Annotated in this window: 20 protein-coding genes; 5 read left to right on the plus strand and 15 right to left on the minus strand. The window is 74.8% G+C overall.

What is annotated here, in order from left to right:
• The 3 genes from ACFT55_RS10805 to soxR form a co-directional block, all read right to left on the minus strand.
• Positions 1–460, minus strand: a 460-nt coding sequence (locus ACFT55_RS10805; RefSeq protein ID WP_380243830.1) for a hypothetical protein, incomplete at its 3' end; no start/stop codon positions are given.
• Positions 461–544: 84 nt separating this feature from the next.
• The gene (locus ACFT55_RS10810; RefSeq protein ID WP_380243831.1) at positions 545–991 is read right to left on the minus strand and encodes a type II 3-dehydroquinate dehydratase; all 447 of its coding nucleotides are present in this window, start codon (positions 989–991) and stop codon (positions 545–547) included.
• A gap of 52 nt (positions 992–1,043) precedes the next feature.
• Positions 1,044–1,538 (minus strand): redox-sensitive transcriptional activator SoxR, encoded by a 495-nt coding sequence (gene soxR / locus ACFT55_RS10815; protein WP_380243832.1) that lies wholly within the window; start codon positions 1,536–1,538, stop codon positions 1,044–1,046.
• 238 nt (positions 1,539–1,776) lie between these two features.
• On the opposite strand from soxR, the gene ACFT55_RS10820 reads away from it, so the two are divergent.
• Positions 1,777–3,177 carry an FAD-binding oxidoreductase gene (locus ACFT55_RS10820; protein ID WP_380243833.1) on the plus strand — a complete coding sequence of 467 codons (1,401 nt, stop codon included), beginning with the start codon at positions 1,777–1,779 and terminating at the stop codon, positions 3,175–3,177.
• Between the two features lie 27 nt (positions 3,178–3,204).
• Here the strand turns inward: ACFT55_RS10820 and ACFT55_RS10825 are convergent, their stop codons facing one another.
• Positions 3,205–3,558: an iron chaperone gene (locus ACFT55_RS10825; protein ID WP_380243834.1), complete on the minus strand. Its 354-nt coding sequence runs from the start codon at positions 3,556–3,558 to the stop codon at positions 3,205–3,207.
• Between the two features lie 161 nt (positions 3,559–3,719).
• Between ACFT55_RS10825 and sigJ the strand changes: the two genes are divergently transcribed.
• The gene (gene sigJ / locus ACFT55_RS10830) at positions 3,720–4,778 is read left to right on the plus strand and encodes an RNA polymerase sigma factor SigJ (RefSeq protein ID WP_380243835.1); all 1,059 of its coding nucleotides are present in this window, start codon (positions 3,720–3,722) and stop codon (positions 4,776–4,778) included.
• Here sigJ and ACFT55_RS10835 read toward each other — a convergent pair.
• A complete protein-coding gene (locus ACFT55_RS10835) occupies positions 4,729–6,153 on the minus strand; it encodes an MFS transporter (protein WP_380243836.1) in 1,425 nt (474 codons plus the stop codon). The genes sigJ and ACFT55_RS10835 overlap by 50 nt on opposite strands.
• A gap of 108 nt (positions 6,154–6,261) precedes the next feature.
• On the opposite strand from ACFT55_RS10835, the gene ACFT55_RS10840 reads away from it, so the two are divergent.
• Together ACFT55_RS10840 and ACFT55_RS10845 are read left to right on the plus strand one after the other, a co-directional pair.
• Entirely contained in the window at positions 6,262–7,308 is a 1,047-nt protein-coding gene (locus tag ACFT55_RS10840; protein ID WP_380243837.1) for an alpha/beta hydrolase, read from the plus strand.
• Entirely contained in the window at positions 7,305–8,111 is an 807-nt protein-coding gene (locus ACFT55_RS10845; protein WP_380243838.1) for a glycerophosphodiester phosphodiesterase family protein, read from the plus strand. Before ACFT55_RS10840 ends, ACFT55_RS10845 begins: the two co-directional genes overlap by 4 nt.
• Before the next feature lie 30 nt (positions 8,112–8,141).
• Here ACFT55_RS10845 and ACFT55_RS10850 read toward each other — a convergent pair whose 3' ends face one another.
• On the minus strand, positions 8,142–8,906 hold the full coding sequence (locus ACFT55_RS10850; RefSeq protein ID WP_380243839.1) for an ArsR/SmtB family transcription factor: 765 nt from the start codon (positions 8,904–8,906) through the stop codon (positions 8,142–8,144).
• 64 nt (positions 8,907–8,970) lie between these two features.
• Between ACFT55_RS10850 and ACFT55_RS10855 the strand changes: the two genes are divergently transcribed.
• Positions 8,971–9,417, plus strand: a complete 447-nt coding sequence (locus ACFT55_RS10855; RefSeq protein WP_380243840.1) for a hypothetical protein — start codon at positions 8,971–8,973, stop codon at positions 9,415–9,417.
• Here the strand turns inward: ACFT55_RS10855 and aroB are convergent.
• From aroB to ACFT55_RS10900, 9 genes are all read right to left on the minus strand, one after another.
• On the minus strand, positions 9,414–10,556 hold the full coding sequence (gene aroB, locus ACFT55_RS10860) for a 3-dehydroquinate synthase (RefSeq protein WP_380243841.1): 1,143 nt from the start codon (positions 10,554–10,556) through the stop codon (positions 9,414–9,416). The genes ACFT55_RS10855 and aroB overlap by 4 nt on opposite strands.
• Entirely contained in the window at positions 10,553–11,098 is a 546-nt protein-coding gene (locus tag ACFT55_RS10865) for a shikimate kinase (protein ID WP_380243842.1), read from the minus strand. Before ACFT55_RS10865 ends, aroB begins: the two co-directional genes overlap by 4 nt.
• A complete protein-coding gene (aroC, locus tag ACFT55_RS10870; RefSeq protein ID WP_380243843.1) occupies positions 11,095–12,312 on the minus strand; it encodes a chorismate synthase in 1,218 nt (405 codons plus the stop codon). The genes ACFT55_RS10865 and aroC overlap by 4 nt, the downstream gene beginning before the upstream one ends.
• 43 nt (positions 12,313–12,355) lie before the next feature.
• Positions 12,356–13,243 (minus strand): shikimate dehydrogenase, encoded by an 888-nt coding sequence (locus ACFT55_RS10875; protein ID WP_380243844.1) that lies wholly within the window; start codon positions 13,241–13,243, stop codon positions 12,356–12,358.
• Position 13,244: 1 nt separating this feature from the next.
• Positions 13,245–14,396 carry an endolytic transglycosylase MltG gene (mltG, locus tag ACFT55_RS10880; RefSeq protein WP_380243845.1) on the minus strand — a complete coding sequence of 384 codons (1,152 nt, stop codon included), beginning with the start codon at positions 14,394–14,396 and terminating at the stop codon, positions 13,245–13,247.
• A gap of 63 nt (positions 14,397–14,459) precedes the next feature.
• Entirely contained in the window at positions 14,460–15,008 is a 549-nt protein-coding gene (gene ruvX / locus ACFT55_RS10885) for a Holliday junction resolvase RuvX (RefSeq protein ID WP_380243846.1), read from the minus strand.
• Positions 15,005–17,716, minus strand: coding sequence for an alanine--tRNA ligase (alaS, locus tag ACFT55_RS10890; protein WP_380243847.1), 2,712 nt, complete (start codon positions 17,714–17,716; stop codon positions 15,005–15,007). The genes ruvX and alaS overlap by 4 nt, the downstream gene beginning before the upstream one ends.
• A 150-nt stretch (positions 17,717–17,866) precedes the next feature.
• Positions 17,867–18,250: a hypothetical protein gene (locus ACFT55_RS10895; protein WP_380243848.1), complete on the minus strand. Its 384-nt coding sequence runs from the start codon at positions 18,248–18,250 to the stop codon at positions 17,867–17,869.
• Positions 18,250–18,627: a DUF948 domain-containing protein gene (locus ACFT55_RS10900; protein WP_380243849.1), complete on the minus strand. Its 378-nt coding sequence runs from the start codon at positions 18,625–18,627 to the stop codon at positions 18,250–18,252. The genes ACFT55_RS10895 and ACFT55_RS10900 overlap by 1 nt, the downstream gene beginning before the upstream one ends.
• Between the last annotated feature and the right edge of the window lie 102 nt (positions 18,628–18,729).

The raw sequence follows: 18,729 nt of genomic DNA on the forward strand, positions 1-18,729 counted from the left end.
CGGCGGCGGACCGGCGCGCCACGACCGCGCCCAGCAGGTGCAGCAGCGCCTGCGCGTCGGCGGCGATCGTGGCGCGCGGCTCCTCGTCCTCGCCCACGACGGCGAGCGGGACGCTCCCCCGGCCCCGGCGCTTCGCACGCTCCACGGCCGCGCGCGCCCGGACGAACGCCGGGCCGGAGGCGGCGCGCGACGCCGCGGGCAGCGGACGGTCCACGGCGCCGAGCCCGACCCCGACGGACCAGCCGCCATCGCGCACGAGGTCGAGCACGATGTCGACCGCCAGCGCGGCACCGTCGTCGTCGGCCGCGAGGACCCCCTGGATCTCGTCCCCCACGGTGCGGTCGAAGGGCAGGACGACACCTGTCCCGCGTCCGGCTCGGGACGCGACGAGCGCGAGGGCCTCCGGCACACGGTCCGGCGCCCCGGTGCTCCCCCGCTGGTCAGCTGTCACCACGATCATCAATCAAGGCTAGGCGCTTGTTTGCATGAGATCAAGGCTCTAGGCCTGATTCGCCTCTAGTCCACGGGCTTGAGAACGCGGAATTCAGCCCTGAAGCTTGTGGGCCAGCGCGGACAGCGCCAGACGATAGGAGTCGAAGCCGAAGCCCGCGACCGTCCCGGTGGCGATGCCCGCCACGACCGAGTAGTGCCGGAACGACTCCCTCGAGGCCGGGTTCGACAGGTGCACCTCCACCAGCAGCAGGCCCGAGGAGGTGACCTGGGCGGCCGCGTCGCGCAGCGCATAGCTGTAGTGGGTGAACGCCGCCGGGTTGAGCACCACGTGGGCCCGCGAGTCCACCGCCTCGTGCAGCCACCCCACCAGCCGGGCCTCGTCGTCCGTCTGCCGTACCTCGACCGTGACGCCCAGGTCGCTCCCCCACGTCGCGGCCTCACGCTCCAGGTCCGTCATGGACGCGTGACCGTAGATCTCCGGCTCGCGCACGCCGAGCCGGCCGAGGTTGGGACCGTTGAGGACGAGGACGTGTGTCATGGCCCCGAGGGTACGGCGGCGGTCACCCGCGTGTCCCGGCCGTCCGCCCCGCTCAGGGGCCGTCGTCGTCCGCCGCCGGCGCCACCAGGAGCCGGCGGGGACCGGGGCCGTCGTCGCCGAGCGCGTCGTGCGGGTTCGCCAGCACGCACCGGCTGAGCGAGAGGCAGCCGCACCCGATGCAGTCGGTGAGATCGTCCCGCAGGTGCTCCAGCTGCTCGATGCGCACGTCCAGGTCGGCCCGCCACGCCGTGGACAGCCGCTCCCAGTCGCGCACGTTGGGCGCGCGGTCGGCGGGCAGGGTGTCCAGGGCGGCGCCGATCCGCGCGAGGGGGATGCCGACCCGCTGCGAGACCCGGATGAACGCCACCCGGCGCAGGACGTCGCGGCGGTAGCGCCGCTGGTTGCCCGTGGTCCGGCGGCTGAAGATCAGGCCCTGGCGCTCGTAGAAGTGCAGGGCGGACACCGTGACCCCGCTGCGGGCGGCGACCTCTCCGACCGACAGCTCGACGTGGTCCCACGGGACCTTCTCGACGACCTGACCCGGCACGCCCGCACCTCCCGGCACCGTTCGTAGCTTCCCCGTTGACCTCAACCCTAGTTCAGGTCCGAGCATGGGGACGAGGGAGGCGGTCACGTCCTCCCCAGCCATCCCGTCAGACGTGCGAGACGCTGCCGATGAGGATTCCGTCCCAGGACGGTCACCACCGGTGCGCGCGTCCCGCACGTCCGCAGCGTCGGACCGCCAGGTCGGTCCGACCACCCGCCCACTGCCCCCGGGAGCCCTGATGTCCGTCCCCTCCGCCTCGCCCACCTCCCCCGTCTCGGCCGACGCGCTGCGCACGGCGCTCGGCGCCGACTCGCTCGTCGTCTCGCCGGACGACGAGGGCTACGCCGCAGCCCGCCGCATCGAGCCCGGTGGCGTGGAGCATCGGCCGGCCGCGATCGTGCGCCCGGCCGACACGGCCGACGTGGCCCGCGCGGTGCGCTTCGCGCGTGACGCCGGCGCGCACGTCTCGGTCCGCTCGGGCGGCCACTCGGTCTACGGCCTGGGCGCGGGCGACGGCGCCGTCACCCTCGACCTGCGGGCGCTCGACCACCTCGAGCTCGACGTCGAGGGACGCACGGCGTGGGCAGGCGGCGGGATCACCGCCGGTGCCTACTCGCGCGCTGCGGGCGAGCACGGCCTCGCGACACCGTTCGGTGACACCGGCACGGTGGGCGTCGGCGGGATCACGCTCGGCGGCGGCGTCGGGCTCCTGTCCCGGTCGCTCGGCATGACGATCGACAACCTGGTGGGTGCGGAGGTGGTCACCGCCGACGGCGAGGTGGTCCACACGGACGCCGAGCACGAGCCGGAGCTGTTCTGGGCGCTACGTGGCGGCGGAGGCAACTTCGGCGTCGTCACGCGGTTCCGGTTCGCCCTGCACGAGGTCTCCCAGGTGACCGGCGGCGTGCTGCTCATGCCGGCGACCCCCGAGAGCGTCGCGGGCGTCGTCGCAGCGGCCGACGCCGCCCCGGCGGGCCTCACGGCCATCGTCATGGTGATGCCGGCCCCACCGATGCCGATGATCCCCGCCGAGTGGCACGGGCGCCTCGTCGTCATGGCGAACGCCTGCTGGTCGGGCCCCCTCGACGACGCCGAGGCAGCCCTCGCCCCGCTGCGCGACGTCGCCGCGCGGGCAGGCGGCGCGCTGCTGGACGGCCTGCGGCCCGCCGCGTACCCGAGCCTGCTCGAGGGCGGCCCCGCGGGCGGCCCGATGGTCGCGACCGGCCGCACGTTCTTCGCCGACGGCGTCGACGAGGCCGCGGCCGCGCACCTCGTGGAACAGCTCGCGTCGTCCGACGCGATGATGCGCGCCGCGCAGCTGCGCGTGCTCGGCGGCGCGGTGGCCGCCGTCCCGTCCGACGCGACGGCGTACGCGCACCGCGCCGCACGGGTGGTCGGCAACGTCGCGGCCGTGGGTCCCGACGCGGCGACGGCGCGCGGCTACGCGTCGTGGGTCGACGCGCTCGCCGGCCGGCTGCGGCAGGCCGACGGCGCCTACGTGAACTTTGCTCTCGACGGCGGGATCGACACCGCCCGGGCCGCGTACCCCGGTGCCACGTGGGAGCGGCTCCGGCAGATCAAGCGGCACTACGACCCGCAGAACCTCTTCCGGGGCAACGTCAACGTGCCCCCGGTCTAGGGCGTCCCCTCCAGGCGGTGCGGGCGGTCACCGGGCCCGCGCGTCGATCTCGTCGCGGCGGGCGAGCACGAGGCGGTCCACCACGTCGTCCGGCAGCGGCGCGTCCGGCTGGAAGGAGACCGAGCCCTTCGTCGTCCGGAACCCGCCGAGGTCGCCCGCGAGCGCCGCGACCACCTCCGGGCTGAACGGGTAGAGGCCCACGTGGGTGCGGGTGACCATCGCGCTCACCAGGGGGCTGCCGCGGTAGCGCAGCGCCGGCATGCCGTAGCTGCGTCCTTCCTCGACGTCGGGCACGAGGGTGCGCGCACGGTCGTAGACGCGTGCGACGGCGTCGTGCTCGGGACCGGACAGCGTGGCCAGGTAGTCCTCGACGTCTCCCATGGGCCCATGCTGGGGTCCGGGGGGCCGGGCCGCATCCGGCGGGTCGAGCTCGGTCGGCCGGTTCGGTCCGCCGGTTCGGTGGGCGGCGTGCGTCACGTCGTCGCCCGCCGCGCCGTCGGGAGTACGGGGGCGGGAGGGCCGCCCCCGGAGAGGATGGGCCCATGCCTCGCACGGACAGCTCGCCGCGCCGCCCTGCCGTTCGCCCCGCCGTTCGCCCCGCCTCGGGGAGGGCGACCGACCTCGAGGACCTGCGGCGCGTGGCGTTCGGCGCGGCGTACCGGATGCTCGGCAGCGTGACGGAGGCGGAGGACGTGGCTCAGGAGGCCATGCTGCGGGTGGCGCCCTCGGGTGCCGTGGACGCCGAGGTCCTCAACCCGGCGGCGTACACGACCACGGTGGCGACGCGCCTCGCTCTGGACGTGCTGCGCTCGGCCCGGGTGCGGCGTGAGTCGTACGTGGGCGAGTGGGTGCCGGAGCCGCTCGTGGGCGACGTCGTGGCCGCGGGGTCCGCGGGGCGGGAGGCGGCGGCGCACGCGGAGCTGGCGGACGACCTGTCGACGGCGTTCCTGGTGCTGCTGGAGATGCTCACGCCGTCGGAGCGGGCCGCCTTCCTGCTGCACGACGTGTTCGGCTATCCGCACCGGGAGTCGGCCCAGGTGATCGGGACGACCGAGCTGGCGGCGCGGCAGCTCGCGTCGCGGGCGCGGCGCCGGGTGGCGGAGCACCGGGACGTCGCGTCCGAGGGTCGTGGGGGGCGGCCCGACCCGCATGCGCAGGAGCTGGTCCGGCGGTTCATCGCGGCGACCGAGGAGGGGGATGTCGAGGCGCTGCTGGAGCTGCTCGCCGACGACGTCGCGCTCACGGGGGACGGTGGTGGCAACGTGCCTGTCGGGCTCGCGGTGTCCCGGCCTGTGGCGGGGCGGGTGGCGGTGGCGCGGTTGCTGTCGGGCTTCGCCCGGCGGGGCGCGCCGGCGCGGTTGGAGCTCGCGGTCGTCAACGGCGGCCCCGGCATGATCGCCTATGCGGACGAGTCGGTGGGCGGTGGTGTGATCGGCACGTACTCGCTGCAGGTGGCGGACGGGCGGATCGCGCGCATCGACGGGGTGATCAACCCCGAGAAGCTGCGGCACCTGGCGCCCCTGGCAGACCTCGACTCGGTCGCGGCCGCGCTCAGGGCCGTGGGGCGTCGGCGTCGGAGCGCAGCCCCACCGTCACCTTGAGCATGAGCAGCAGGCCGACGAGGATCACGAGGACGATGCCGAGGGTGCCCCAGATGGTCGCGCCCGTGATCGCGATGATGATCGTCCACGCCGACGGGGCGAGGAAGGACACCGCCCGGCCGGTGGTGGCGTAGAGGCCGAAGATCTCGGACTCGCGCCCGGCGGGGGCGACGCGGGCGAGCAGCGACCGGGAGGCGGCCTGCGCCGGGCCGACGAAGCAGGTCAGCGCGAGACCGGCCACCCAGAACACGACGGCGCCGAGCGGGTGCAGGGCGACCACGGCCAGCCCGCACCCGACCAGGCCCGTGAGCGAGCCGATGATCACGGCGCGCGGGCCGAACCGGTCGTCGAGGCGGCCGGACAGGATCGTGCTCAGTCCGGCGAGGAGGTTCGCGGCGATGCCGAAGGCCACGACCGCGTCGTCACCGAAGTGGAAGGACACCGCCGCGATGATCGTGCCGAAGGTGAACACGGCGGACAGGCCGTCACGATAGATGGCGCTCGCCAGGAGGAACCAGAACGTGGGCCGCTCGTCGCGGTAGAGCGCGATGACGTCGCGCACCAGGACGACGTAGCCGGCGAAGAAGCCGACCCGGGGCCGGTCCGCGGCGGGGGGTGCCTCGGGCACGTAGCGGAACAGGGGCCAGGCGAAGGCGACGGTCCACAGCGCGCAGCCGACGGCGATGACCCGGTAGTCAAGGCCGTCGTCGGTGGGCATCCCCCACCAGTCGGCCGCCCGGGCGACCGCGACCAGCAGGAGGGCGACGATCCCGCCCAGGTAGCCCAGCCCCCACCCGAGACCGGACACCCGGCCCACGGTGGCCCGGGTGGACACCTGCGCGAGCATCGCGTTGTAGTTCACCCCGGCGATCTCGCTCGCGACGCTGCCGAGGGACACGAGCGCCGCGCCCAGCACGAACCACACAGGGTCGGCGCGCACCGCGAACAACGCGGCCATGCAGGCCACCATGACCACGGTGGCCCCGCCCACCCAGGCCTTGCGCCGCCCCTCGACGTCGGCCCGGCGCCCCAGGACGGGCGCGAGGAGCGCGACCAGGAGGCCGCCGAGGGTGATCCACAGGCCGAGGCCGCTGCTGAGGCCGGCGAGCGCCCTCTCGTGCGCCGGGTCCGTCTCGGCGAGGGCCGCCACCTCGGGCTGCAGGAAGTCGTCGCTGACGAGGTACTGCGCGGTGAAGACGAACGTGACGATCACGGTGTTGAAGGGCTGCGTGGCCCAGTCCCACAGCGCCCACGACACCACCTGGCGCCGGGGCACCGTTGGGGCCGGGTCCGCGCCCGAGGGGGCGGGGGTCACGGCGTCCGGCTCGACGTCATGGCTGGCCGCGGGCTCCCGCGCGGCGGGCTGGTCGCTCATGAGGCGCAGTCTGCCGGACGCGGGCCTCGTGCGGGAGGGGGCGGCGCGACGACGGTGCCCAGTCCCTGTCGTCGCGCCCTCAGGCACGCCCGCGGCTACGATCGCGCCGTGCACGCCGCCTCCTTCGAGCCGCGCCGGGCCGCGCCCCGCGGCCCGGGCACCGGCCTCGCCTGGCGCGCCGACCGGCTGCTCGGCGCGGAGTTCGAGGAGGCTCCGCTCGGCCCCGCCACGTTGGTGCGGGCCCGCACCCGCCCGGACCGGCCCCGCGGCGCCGTGCTGCACGTGCACGGCTACAACGACTACTTCTTCCAGGCGCACCTCGCACGGGCCTTCCGCACGGCGGGGTTCGCGTTCTACGCCGTCGACCTGCGTCGCGCGGGACGCTCGCTGCTCGACGACGCCCGCCGCGCCGGTCCGTCCGCGCTGCCCCCGCACTATGCCGCGAGCCTGCGTGAGCCCGGCGCCGACCTGACCTCCGCGGCGGGAAGCGTCCGCGCCCTCGAGCCGGGGCTGCCCCTGGTGGTGCACGCGCACTCCACGGGCGGGCTCACCGCGACGCTGTGGTCCCACGCCGTGCGCGACGACCGTGGCGACGGCCCCGACCTGCTCGTGCTCGACTCGCCGTTCTTCTCCCTCGGCGGCACACGGCTGCAGGACGCCGGCCGGGCCACGGTGCTGGAGGTGCTGGGCCGGAGACGGCCGCTCGCCGTGGTCAGCGCCAACCCGTCCGTGTACGCGCAGCGCCAGCACGCCGACCACGGCGGCCGGTGGACGTTCGACACGACGCTCAAGCGCCCGGCGGGACAACCGGTGCGCGCGGGTTGGCTGCGCACCGTCAGCCGTGCCCAGGCGCGCCTCGTCCGCGGCCTCGCGGTGCCCTGCCCGGTGCTCGTGGCACGCAGCGACACCTCCGGACCAGACCGCCCTGACAACCCGCGCCTGGACGCCCAGGACACGGTGCTCGACGTCGCCCGGATCGCAGCCCTGGCGCCACGGGTGGGCCGCGACGTGCGCCAGCTGGTCGTCGCGGGCGGCGTGCACGACCTCGCTCTCTCCGCTGACGGGCCACGTCGGCACTACCTGGACGGTGTGCTCGGGTGGCTCGACGCGCGCCTGCCCGCCGTCGTCCGCCGCCCCTCTGAGGAGCACCCGTGAGACCTGCGCCCCCGCACCCGTACCTCGACCCGCGCGGACCGGACGGGTCGCCCCTGCGCGTGCTCGCCCTGGCCCACCGCGGTTTCTCCCACGGGCGGGCGAACCTGGAGAACTCGTTGGCGGCGTTCGCGGCCGCGGTCGACCTCGGATTCCGGTACGTGGAGACCGACGCCCACGGCACCGCGGACGGCGTCGCCGTGGCCCTGCACGACGTCTCCCTCGACCGCACCACCGACGCGTCCGGGCGGGTCGCCGACCTGCCGTGGTCCGTGGTCCGCCGCGCCCGTATCGGCGGCACGGAGCCGGTGCCGCGCCTGGACGACGTGCTCGGCACGTGGCCGGGGCTGCGGGTCAACATCGACGTCAAGGAGGACTCCGGGATCGCGCCGACGGCCGCGGCGATCGAGCGGACCGCCGCGCACGACCGCGTGTGCGTGACGTCGTTCGACGCGCGGCGCAGGCGCGCCACCCTCCCTCTGCTCTCCCGGCCGGTGGCGACGTCGGCCGGGCGGAGCGAGGTGGCCGGCTTCCTCGCGGGCGCTCGGCTGCGGGTGGACCCCTGGGTACGGCGGTCGCTGCGCGACGTGCACGCCCTGCAGGTGCCCGTCGCCGAGGGCCGGCTGCGCGTGGTCGACGCGGTGACCGTCGCCGCCGCCCATCGGGCCGGACGGCAGGTGCACGTCTGGACGGTCGACGCGCCGGAGGAGATGCACCGGCTGCTCGACCTCGGCGTGGACGGCCTCGTCACCGACCGTGCCGACCTGCTGCGCGAGGTCTTGGTCGCCCGCGGGCAGTGGGCCTGAGCCGTCCCGAGGGAGCGCCGACCGCGCGGCTCAGGCGCGGCCCGACCCTGCCGTCACCACCGGCGCGGCGTCGTCGACCTCGACGCCCCACGCCTCGCGCACGAGCGTGCGGCCCTCCGGCGTCAGACCCAGCCCGCGCCCGGCGCCGCGCCGCACCACCCACCCGGCGTCGAGGAACCGCGACCCGACGGCGGCCCCGAGCGCACCGGCCAGGTGCACGCGCCGCTCGGTCCAGTCCACGCACGCCCGGGTGGTGGGACGCCGGGCACCCACCGCGGCGTCGACGTCGACGCCCACCCCACGCAGACCCGCCCGGCCCGCCCCGGTCAGCACGAGCACCTGCGGTTCGGCCAGCCAGCCGGCTCGCAGCCAGGCCTCGGTCAGACCCACGCCCAGGCGGCCGGCGAGGTGGTCGTAGCAGAACCGGGCCCCCGCCAGGCGCTCCGCCTCCCGGCTGCGCCGCAGCCCCACGACCGGTGCTGGCCCGGCCAGCGCGCCCAGAGCCTCGAGCGCGTCGGCCGTCTCCGTCCCCGCGATGGCGTAGTACCGGTGGCGACCCTGCGCACGGGCCGTGACGAGCCCGGCGTCGACGAGGACCGCCAGGTGCTCGGACGCGGCGGACGCGCCCACCCCGGCCGCCCGAGCCAGCTCACCGGCGGGCCGCGCCGTGCCGTCCATGAGCAGCCCCACCATCACCGACCGTGCGGGAGCGGCCAGCGCCCTGCCCACGCCGGTGAAGTCCCGGTCCCGGCCGACGCCCCCGCGCGCCGTCGTCCCGCCGTCGGTCGTCCTCATGCGCCGACGATACGGCGGCCACGCTTCGGCCCCCACCGAAGCGTCGTCGGGCTACCGTCCCGGCATGAGCACATCGACGATCGCACCCCCGTCCCTGCAGGACCTCGAGGTCGCGCTCCCCGGACGCCCCGGCGCCCTGGCAGACCTCGGGGAGGCGCTCGGCCGCGCCGGGGTCAGCCTGGAGGGCGGCGGCGTGACCACCGTGGCCGGCCGCACCGTCGCCCACTTCCTCGTCGACGACGGTCCGCGCGCGCTGGCCGCCGTCGCGGCGACCGGGCTCGGCCCCGCCGCCACGCGCGACGTCGTCATGACCCGCCTGGACCAGGACGTCCCCGGGCAGATGGGCGCGTTCGCGCGGCGGCTCGGCGACGCAGAAGTCCCCGTGCAGCACCTGTACAGCGACCACGACGGCCACCTCGTGCTGCTGGTCGACGACGCGCACGCCGCCGCCTGCCGTGCCGTCGTGCGTGCGTGGGACGCCGAACGCGACGGCGCCCGCCCGGCTCGCTAGAGGCCGAGCTGGACGGTCACCCCGGGCCGGCCCGTCGGCGGCTCCTTCGACACCTCCGCGTAGGCGGCGGCCAGCAGGGTCGGGTCAGGGCCCTCGAGACGCGTCGGCCTCGCGACGTCGTCCAGCACGACGAAGCGCAACAGGTTGCCCCGTGTCTTCTTGTCCCGCTGCATGGCCGCGAGGAGCTGGTCCCAGCGGTCGCCGCGGTACGTGGTCGGCAGGCCGAGGGAGCTCAGGATCGCCCGGTGCCGGTCGACGACCGCGTCGTCGAGCTTGCCGCCCAGGCGGGCGAGCTCGGCGGCGAACACCATGCCGACCGCGACGGCCGCGCCGTGCCGCCACTGGTACCGCTCCGTCAGCTCGACGGCGTGGCCGAGGGTGTGGCCGTAGTTGAGGATCTCCCGCAGGCCCTGCTCCGTGAGGTCCTCCCCCACGACCCGGGCCTTGACGCGCACGGACCGCTCGATGAGCTCGGCCAGCACGGCCCACGTCTCGTCGGTCGCGTCCGCGCCCTTCCACTCCCGCAGCTCGTCGGCGTGGGCCTCCACGAGCTCGAGGATCCGCGGGTCGGCGATGAAGCCGGTCTTGACGACCTCCGCCATGCCCGCGACCAGGTCCCACCGGTCCAGGGACTCGAGGGCGGCGAGGTCGCACAGCACCCCCGCGGGCGGGTGGAAGGCGCCCACGAGGTTCTTGCCCTCGGCGGTGTTGATGCCGGTCTTGCCGCCCACGGCCGCGTCCACCATGGCCAGGAGGGTGGTGGGCACGTGCACGACCTTGATGCCACGCAGCCAGGTGGCGGCGACGAAACCCGCGAGATCCGTCGTCGCGCCGCCGCCCACGGAGACGATCGCGTCCGACCGCGTGAAGTCGGCCTGACCGAGCACCTGCCAGCAGAACGCAGCCACCTGCGCGGTCTTCTGCTCCTCGGCGTCGGGGAGCTCGACGGCGAACGCCTCGTAGCCCTGGGCCACGAGGTCCTCGCGCACCGCCTCACCCGTCGTCTGGAGGGACGCGGGGTGCATCACCAGCACCCGGCGCACCCCGCCGCCGAGCAGCGACGGCAGCTCGCCGAGCAGATGCCGCCCGACGACGACGTCGTAGGGCTGCGCGCCCTGCACGGTCACCCGGACCGTCATGACTGGACCTCCTGTGCCGATGTGACGCCCGCGTGCACCTGGGCCGCGACCTCCTGGGGCGGCCGGTCGTCCGAGAGGACGTGCACGGTGGCGAGCCGCTCGTAGGTGGGCCGCCGCAGCTGCATCAGCTCGACCCACCGCGCACGGGGGTTGCCGACCAGCAGCGGGCGGGACTGGTTGAAGCCGACGCGGGGCGCGGCGTGGGCGAGCGCGACGTCGAGGAAGACGACCACGCCGCCGCACGCGACGTAGCCCTCGAGCGCGCGCTGGGTGTGCTCGTCCATGACGGCACCACCACCGAGCGCGAGCACGCCCGGGTGCGACGCCAGCGCGGTCGTGACGGCCTCGCGCTCCAGCTCGCGGAACCGCGGCTCGCCGTCCTCGACGAAGATGTCTGCGACCGCCTTGCCGGCGACCTCCTCCACGTCCGCGTCCGTGTCGCGGAACGCGACGCCGAGCCGCTGCGCGAGCAGCCGGCCGATCGTCGTCTTGCCGCTGCCGGGCGGCCCGATCAGCACCGCCCGGGGCACCTCGGCCGTCATCGCAGCAGCTCGGGGATCGCGCCCAGGTACGCCTCGGCGTTGCGCCGCACCTCGGCCACGGAGTCCCCGCCGAACTTCTCCACGACGGCCTGCGCCAGCTCCAGCGCGACCATCGCCTCGGCGACCACCGCAGCGGGCGGCACGGCACAGACGTCCGATCGCTGGTGGTGGGCGGTGACCGCCTCGCCCGTCGCGACGTCGACCGTCGCCAGCGCGCGCGGCACGGTCGAGATCGGCTTCATCGCGGCGCGCACGCGCAGCACCTCGCCGTTCGACATGCCGCCCTCGATGCCGCCCGCGCGGTTGGACCGCCGGTGGATGTGCCCGTCGTCCCCGCGCTCGATCTCGTCGTGCGCGGCCGAGCCGCGGCGGCGCGCGGTGCGGAAGCCGTCGCCGACCTCGACCCCCTTGATCGCCTGGATGCCCATGAGCGCTCCCGCGAGGCGGGCGTCGAGACGGCGGTCGCCCTGCACGTAGCTGCCGAGGCCGGTGGGCACGTCGTAGGCGAGCACCTCGACGACACCGCCCAGGGTGTCGCCGTCCTTGCGGCACTCGTCGATCTCCGCCACCATCGCGGCGCTCGTCGTGGCGTCGAAGCAGCGCACCGGGTCCGCGTCGAGCGCCGCGACGTCACCGGGCTCGGGCAGCTCGGCCCCCTCCGGGACCTCGACCGGGCCGATCGCCACGACGTGGGACACGAGCCGCACGCCGACCGCCTGCTCCAGGAACCTCGCCGCGACGACACCGAGCGCCACGCGCGTCGCGGTCTCGCGGGCGCTGGCGCGCTCCAGGACCGGACGGGCGTCGTCGAAGCCGTACTTGCGCATCCCGACGAGGTCGGCGTGGCCCGGGCGGGGTCGCGTGAGCGGGCGGTTGCGCGCGATCTCGCGCTCGTCACCGGTGCCGGCGTCCACGAGGAGCGCCTCGCGCTCGACCGGGTCCGGCGACATCACCTCGGTCCACCTCGGCCACTCGGTGTTGCCGATCTCGAACGCGAGCGGTCCGCCCTGCGTGACGCCGTGACGCAGCCCACCGAGCACGCGGACCTCGTCCTGCTCGAACTTCATGCGGGCGCCGCGCCCGTACCCCAGGCGCCGGCGCGCCAGGGCGGCCCGGAGGTCGTCGGTCACGACCTCCACCCCCGCCGGCAGGCCCTCCAGCACCCCGACGAGTGACGGACCGTGCGACTCCCCCGACGTCATCCAGCGCAGCATGCCTGCGATTCTTCCACGCCCGCGGCAGGGGTCGGTGCGGCGGTCAGGAAGCGGACGCCGGTGCCGCCAGCGCTCCCGCCAGGGCCACGTCCATCGCGCCGACCGGCGCCGGGCGCCCCGTCATGAGGCGCACCTGCTCGACAGCCTGGTGCAGCAGCATCCGTTCGCCCCCGACGACCGTGCCGCCGGCGGCGGCCCAGGCCATGGCGAGCGCGGTGGGCCGCGGGTCGTAGACGACGTCGAGCAGGACGCCCGTCGGAGCGCCGCCATGGGCGGAGAGCGCGGCGCCCACCGGGTCGGCGGCATAGGCCGGCATCGTGGACACGACGACGTCCGCCTCCCGCAGCGCCCCGAGCGACGCGGACGCGTCGAGCACCTCGAAGCGCGGGGTGACCCCCATGCGGGCGGCCGCCTCCTGGAGCGTCGTGGCGCGACCCAGCGACCGCACCAGCACGCGTGGGGACGTGCAGCCCAGCTCGCCCAGCGCCGCGAGGGTGGAGGCTGCCGTGGCGCCGCCGCCGAGGACGACCGCGCTCCGGGCTCGGGCGTCGCCTCCCCTGCCCTGTGCCGCGAAGCCCTCGCGCAGGGCGGCGACGAGCCCGTACACGTCGGTGTTGGTGCCCGTGAGCGTGATGCCGCACTGCGCGGGGCCGACGAGCACCGTGTTCACGGCACCGACGGCCACCGCGAGCGGGTCGACGTGGTCCACGAGGTCGATCACCGCCTGCTTGAGCGGCATCGTGACGCTGAGCCCGGCCCAGCCGAGGTCCAGCCCGCGCACCAGCGCCGGCAGGTCGTCGACGGTCGTGTCGATCGCCGTGTACTCCCACCCGTCCAGGCCGAGCGCCTCGTAGGCGGCGGTGTGCAGCACGGGCGAGAGCGAGTGCGCCACGGGGTGGCCCAGCACCGCCGCGCGTCGGGAGACGGTCATGTCAGCCGGCGTTCTCCGCTTGCCACTGCTTCAGCTCGGCGACGTACTTCTCGTGCTCCGCGTTCGTCGACGAGAACTTCGTCTCGCCCGTGTCGAGGTTCACCGTCACCCAGAAGAGCCAGTCCCCGTCCGCGGGGTGCCCGACCGCCTCGATCGACGCGGCACCCGGGTTCGAGATGGGCGTGGGCGGGAGCCCGACGTGGGCGTACGTGGAGTAAGGGTCGTCGGGGTCGTGGATGTCGTCGTAGGTCAGCTCGGTCCCCGGCTTCTTCAGGCCGTAGGCGCTGGTCGCGTCGATCTGCAGCGGCATCCCCTGGTCGAGCCGGTTCTCGATCGCCCGGGCCATCTTGGGGCGGTCCGCGTCGTGCTTGGCCTCCCGCTCGACGAGGGACGCCTTGACGAGGGTGTCCTCCCAGTCGGCCTTCGCGACGCCCGCCGCCTCGAGCTCTGCGGAGGTCTGGTCGACCATCGCCGTCAGCAGCGACGTCGCGTCGTCGCCCGGCTGCACGCTGTACGTCTTCGGGAAGAGCCACCCCTCGGCGTTGCCGTCCGCCTGCTTCGGCAGCCCGAACGACTTCGGGGACTTGAGCGCCTGCTCGAGCTCGTCCTTGGTGATCGTGGTGACGGACGCGACCTTCTCCACGATCTGCGCGACCGTGTAGCCCTCGGGGATGGTCACGTTGGTCTGCAGCTTCTCGTTCTTCACCAGCGCTGCGACAGCGTCCGACGCCTTCATCTCGGCCTGGAGCTGGTAGGTGCCGGGCTGGATGCCCGCGGCGGCCGGGTTCTCGCTGAACGCGTCCGTGAACGCCCCGACGCTGGCCACCACCCCGGCGTCCAGGAGCACCGCGCCCATCTTGCCGCCGGTCGCGCCCTCGGGGATGACGACCTCGACGGGGTCACCGCCGGGGCCGGGGTAGTCCTCGTTCTGCGACCCGACGAAAGGCAGGTCCCCCAGGAGGGAGTCCATCCGGTCCCACAGCAGGTAGCCCCCGGCGCCGACGAACGCGAGCACCACGACCAGGATCACGGCCGTGCGCTGGCGGCGCCGGCGCTTGCGCTTGGCGGCGGCCCGCCGGCCGGCGGCCGAGCGACGCCGCGAGGGTGCCGCAGGCGCCTCCTGCAGGGCGGGATGCTCGAAGAGGTCCGTCACGCCGGGAACTTCTTTCTGACTGGGCCTGGGATGGGCACGGTGGTCTGCTGCTGTCCGGGCTGGTCAGGCGCCCGGCGGCCGCAGCTCGACGAGCTCGCCGGCACGCCCCCCGGCCGTCCGCTCCGCGTCGAGTGCAGATTGCAGAATGATAACGGCTGCGGCCTGGTCGACGACAGACCGGTGTGTCTTGGTGCGTCGCCCTGCCGAACGCAGCTGTGCGTGCGCGGTGACGGTGGTCATCCGCTCGTCCACGAGGCGGACCTCGACAGGCGCGATCGTGGTGGCCAGCCGCGTCGCGAACTCGCGCGCGTCCGCGGTGGCGGCACCCTCCGCCCCGGACAGGTGCCGGGGCAGCCCGACGTACACGACCGCCGCGAACCGGTCCTCGACCTCGGCGGCGATCCGGGCCACGTCCGCGGTCACCGCGGGCGTGCCCTCGGAGCCGACAGGCACGTCGAGCACCCGCGGCACGGTCTCGACCGGGGTCGCGACCAGGCCGTCCGGGTCGCTGCCGGCGAGGCCGATGCGGGCCTTGCCGACGTCGACGCCGAGGCGCGCGCCCCGCGGCAGCCCGCGGGGCGCGTCGTCTCCCGGCGGCACCGGTACCGTCACGCGGTGGCCTGCGCCGCGCGGACGCCGTCGCCCACCGCGGCGAGCGCGCCCGGCAGCGCGGAGGCGTCGGAGCCGCCGCCCTGGGCCAGGTCCGGCTTGCCGCCGCCCCCGCCGCCCAGCGCCGTCGCCGCGGCCTTGACGAAGTCCCCCGCGCGCAGGCCCGCCTCGCGGGCACCGGCGTTGGTCGCCACGACCACGAGGGGACGACCGCCCGCGACGCCACCGACCGCGACCAGCGCCGGCTCCGCCTCGCCGAGACGTCCGCGCACGTCGAGCGCGAGGGCGCGCAGGTCGTCCGCCGACGCCACCTCGCCGGCGTCGTGCGCCACGACGCGCACCGCGCCGACACGCTCCGCCTGCGCGGCGAGCGTGCCCGCCACCGCGAGGAGGCGGTCCTGGCGCAGGCCGGCCAGCTCCTTCTCGGTCTCCTTCAGACGAGACAGGAGCGACCCCACGCGGTCGGTCAGCTCGTCCGGGCGGGCGCCGAGGAGACCGGTGAGCTGGCCCACCAGGGCGTGCTCCTTGGCCTGGAAGCCGTACGCCCCGTCGCCCACCAGGGCGTCGACGCGCCGCACGCCGGAACCGATGGACGCCTCGCCGAGCAGCGCGACGCGACCCACCTCGCCGGTGGCCTTCACGTGGGTGCCGCCGCACAGCTCACGCGACCAGTCGCCGCCGATGGACACGACGCGCACGGTGTCGCCGTACTTCTCGCCGAACAGCGCCATCGCGCCGAGCTCGCGGGCGCGCTCGATCGGCATCGTCGAGTCCGTGACCTCGAGGTTCTCGGTCAGGCGGGCGTTCACCCGCTCCTCGATCTCGCCGAGGGCCTCCGAGGCGACCGGGGTCGGGGAACGGAAGTCGAAGCGCACGCGGCTCGGGGCGTTCTCCGACCCGGCCTGGGTGCGGTCGGGGCCGACCATCTCGTGCAGCGCCTTGTGGATCATGTGCGTGGCCGAGTGGGCGCGGCTGATCGCGACGCGGCGCGCCACGTCGATCGTCGCGAGGCCCGGGTCGCCGAGCGCGACCGTGCCCTCCACGAGGCGGCCACGGTGCACGGACAGGCCCTTGACGGGGCGCTGCACGTCGTCCACCTCGATGGTCGCGCCGCCGTCGAGCACGATCGTGCCCTGGTCCGCGAGCTGGCCGCCGGCCTCCGCGTAGAACGGCGTGCGGTCGAGGACGACCTCGACGTCGGCGGGCGCGGTCGCGGCAGGCGCAGGGACGCCGTCGACCAGCAGGCCCGCGACGGTCACCGCGGCCTCCGTGTCCGTGTACCCGAGGAACGCGACCGGTGCGGCGAGCTCCTTGTTCAGGGTCTCGTAGGAGCGCAGGTCGGCGTGGCCCGTCTTCTTCGCGAGCGCGTCCGCGCGGGCGCGCTGCTTCTGCTCCGCCATGAGGTCGCGGAACGCCTTCTCGTCCACCTGGACGCCCTGCTCCGCCGCCATCTCGAGCGTCAGGTCGATCGGGAAGCCGTAGGTGTCGTGCAGCTGGAACGCCTCGGCGCCCCCGAGCACCGGCGTGGCACCGTCCGAGCCCTGCGTCGCACGGGACTTCGCCCGGCCGACGGCGGTGTCCAGGATAGTCGTGCCCTGCGCCAGGGTGCGCCGGAAGGCGTCCTCCTCGGCGTACGCGACGTCGCCGATGCGGCCGAACTCCGCCTCGAGCTCCGGGTAAGAGGCCTTCATCGCGTCCTTCGACACGGGCAGCAGCGAGGGCAGCGCCACCTCGTCCACGCCGAGGAGGCGCACGGCACGCACCGCGCGACGGATGAGGCGGCGCAGCACGTAGCCGCGACCCTCGTTCGAGGGGCGCACGCCGTCACCGATCACCATGAGCGACGAACGCACGTGGTCCGCGATGACGCGCATACGCACGTCGTCCTCGGGGTCGGCGCCGTAGCGCTTGCCCGTCATCTCCTCCACGCGAGCGATGACGGGGTACACCTCGTCGATCTCGTAGAGGTTCTCCTTGCCCTGCAGCAGGTAGGCGATGCGCTCCAGCCCCGCACCCGTGTCGATGCTCTTGTGCTCGAGCTCGCCCAGCAGCGGGTAGTTCTTGCCCTGTCCCTCGCCCCGGACGAACTCGTCGAAGACGAGGTTCCAGATCTCGAGGTAGCGGTCGCCGCCCGGGTCCACGGTGCCGCCGACGGCGTCGGGGCCGTAGGCCGGTCCGCGGTCGTAGTGCCACTCGGCGCACGGACCGGCGGGGCCCGGCTGGCCCGTGTCCCAGAAGTTCTCCTCCCGCGGCAGGCGCACGACGTGCTTCGGGTCCAGGCCGACGCCCTTCGTCAGCGCCTCGTACGCCTCCGCGTCCTGCTCCCAGATCGTGACCCACAGGCGGTCGCCGTCGAGCCCGTAGCCGCCCTTGCCCTGCTCGGACGTCAGCAGCTCCCAGGCGAAGTCGATCGCCTCGCGCTTGAAGTAGTCGCCGAACGAGAAGTTGCCGTTCATCTGGAAGAACGTGCCGTGCCGCGTGGTGCGGCCCACGTTCTCGATGTCGTTGGTGCGCAGGCACTTCTGCACGCTGGCCACGCGAGGCCACGGCGCCGGCTCGGTGCCCAGGATGTACGGGATGAAGGGCACCATGCCGGCGATCGTGAAGAGGATCGACGGGTCCGGCGAGACCAGAGGAGCGCTCGGCACGACGGCGTGCCCCTGCGACTCGAAGTAGTCGAGCCAACGCTTACGGATCTCGGCGGTGCGCATGGTGTCCCTCGAAAGTGTCTTGCCGGTATGGCTGGAACGGGTGGTGTCAGGCATGGAGACGGGCGTGCTCCGTGGCCGCCCGTCGGGGGCGACCGTGGCTATTGTCCCGTGCGCCGGAGGTGGTCGGTACGAGATTTCGCCGAGCGCGTCTCAGAATGAGTAGCCGAGATCGGCCTCGTCGGCGGCGACCTCGGCGTCCGGGTCGGCGGCGTGCCGAGGGTGACCTGGACGGGCAGGTCCGCCGCGGCGCAGGTCGGCGGCGCTGAGACCGCTGGCACGCACGTCCTGGGGGGCGGGCTGCCCCTCGGCGAGCAGCGCGGCGGTGAGCTCGGCCTCACGCGCGGTGCGGGCCTGCGTGAAGTCTCGTCGGAACGTGGCGACGAACGTCTCCGCCCGCTGCCCCGCGTCCTGCGCTGCTCGCCCGGCGCGGTCCACCACAGCCTCCGGGGCGTACTGCGCGACGAGCTTCCGGCCCTGCCGCACGACGACGACGGTGACCGCGACGCCGACACCGACCCAGAAGAGCCGGCGCATCACCGGCCCGCCTTCGCGGACCTGCTCGCACGAGAGGCCCCCGCGAACGCCTGGCGCACGCCGTAGGAGAACGCGGCGACCTTGACGAGCGGCCGGCCGAGCGTGGAGGCGTACAGCCCCGCCAGCGCGGACACGTTCTCGCTCACCTGGGCGGCCGACGTGGTGATCGTGTCGACCTTGACCAGCTGGTCGTTGGTCGACGCCACGGTGGTGGCGGCCTCGTCGAGGATCGGCACGGAGTGCTCCGTGACCTCGCGGATCGAGCGCGTCGCCTCGTCGAGCACGCGGCCCAGCTTGACCAGCGGGATCGCGAGCAGCCCCACGAGCAGCACGAACGCGACGGCCGCGATGAGCCCGGCCACGTCACCCATCGACATCAGATCTCTCCTCGTACAGGCGTCAGACGGTCGGTCGTCACCCTATCCCGGGCGACCACCTGAGACGGCGGACGCCCCGCCCCCCGCGACGGCGGGTGACGG

Origin of the sequence: Isoptericola sp. NPDC057191 (genome assembly GCF_042670225.1) — a bacterium.
GTDB lineage: Bacteria > Actinomycetota > Actinomycetes > Actinomycetales > Cellulomonadaceae > Isoptericola.

Bases quoted from the DNA above. Each gene is read 5' to 3' on its own strand.
- ACFT55_RS10810 (WP_380243831.1), bottom strand. From the start codon at position 991: ATGACACACGTCCTCGTCCTCAACGGTCCCAACCTCGGCCGGCTCGGC.
- ACFT55_RS10820 (WP_380243833.1), top strand. From the start codon at position 1,777: ATGTCCGTCCCCTCCGCCTCGCCCACCTCCCCCGTCTCGGCCGACGCG.
- ACFT55_RS10825 (WP_380243834.1), bottom strand. From the start codon at position 3,558: ATGGGAGACGTCGAGGACTACCTGGCCACGCTGTCCGGTCCCGAGCAC.
- sigJ (WP_380243835.1), top strand. From the start codon at position 3,720: ATGCCTCGCACGGACAGCTCGCCGCGCCGCCCTGCCGTTCGCCCCGCC.
- ACFT55_RS10835 (WP_380243836.1), bottom strand. From the start codon at position 6,153: ATGAGCGACCAGCCCGCCGCGCGGGAGCCCGCGGCCAGCCATGACGTC.
- ACFT55_RS10850 (WP_380243839.1), bottom strand. From the start codon at position 8,906: ATGAGGACGACCGACGGCGGGACGACGGCGCGCGGGGGCGTCGGCCGG.
- ACFT55_RS10855 (WP_380243840.1), top strand. From the start codon at position 8,971: ATGAGCACATCGACGATCGCACCCCCGTCCCTGCAGGACCTCGAGGTC.
- aroB (WP_380243841.1), bottom strand. From the start codon at position 10,556: ATGACGGTCCGGGTGACCGTGCAGGGCGCGCAGCCCTACGACGTCGTC.
- ACFT55_RS10865 (WP_380243842.1), bottom strand. From the start codon at position 11,098: ATGACGGCCGAGGTGCCCCGGGCGGTGCTGATCGGGCCGCCCGGCAGC.
- aroC (WP_380243843.1), bottom strand. From the start codon at position 12,312: ATGCTGCGCTGGATGACGTCGGGGGAGTCGCACGGTCCGTCACTCGTC.
- ACFT55_RS10875 (WP_380243844.1), bottom strand. From the start codon at position 13,243: ATGACCGTCTCCCGACGCGCGGCGGTGCTGGGCCACCCCGTGGCGCAC.
- alaS (WP_380243847.1), bottom strand. From the start codon at position 17,716: ATGCGCACCGCCGAGATCCGTAAGCGTTGGCTCGACTACTTCGAGTCG.
- ACFT55_RS10895 (WP_380243848.1), bottom strand. From the start codon at position 18,250: ATGCGCCGGCTCTTCTGGGTCGGTGTCGGCGTCGCGGTCACCGTCGTC.
- ACFT55_RS10900 (WP_380243849.1), bottom strand. From the start codon at position 18,627: ATGTCGATGGGTGACGTGGCCGGGCTCATCGCGGCCGTCGCGTTCGTG.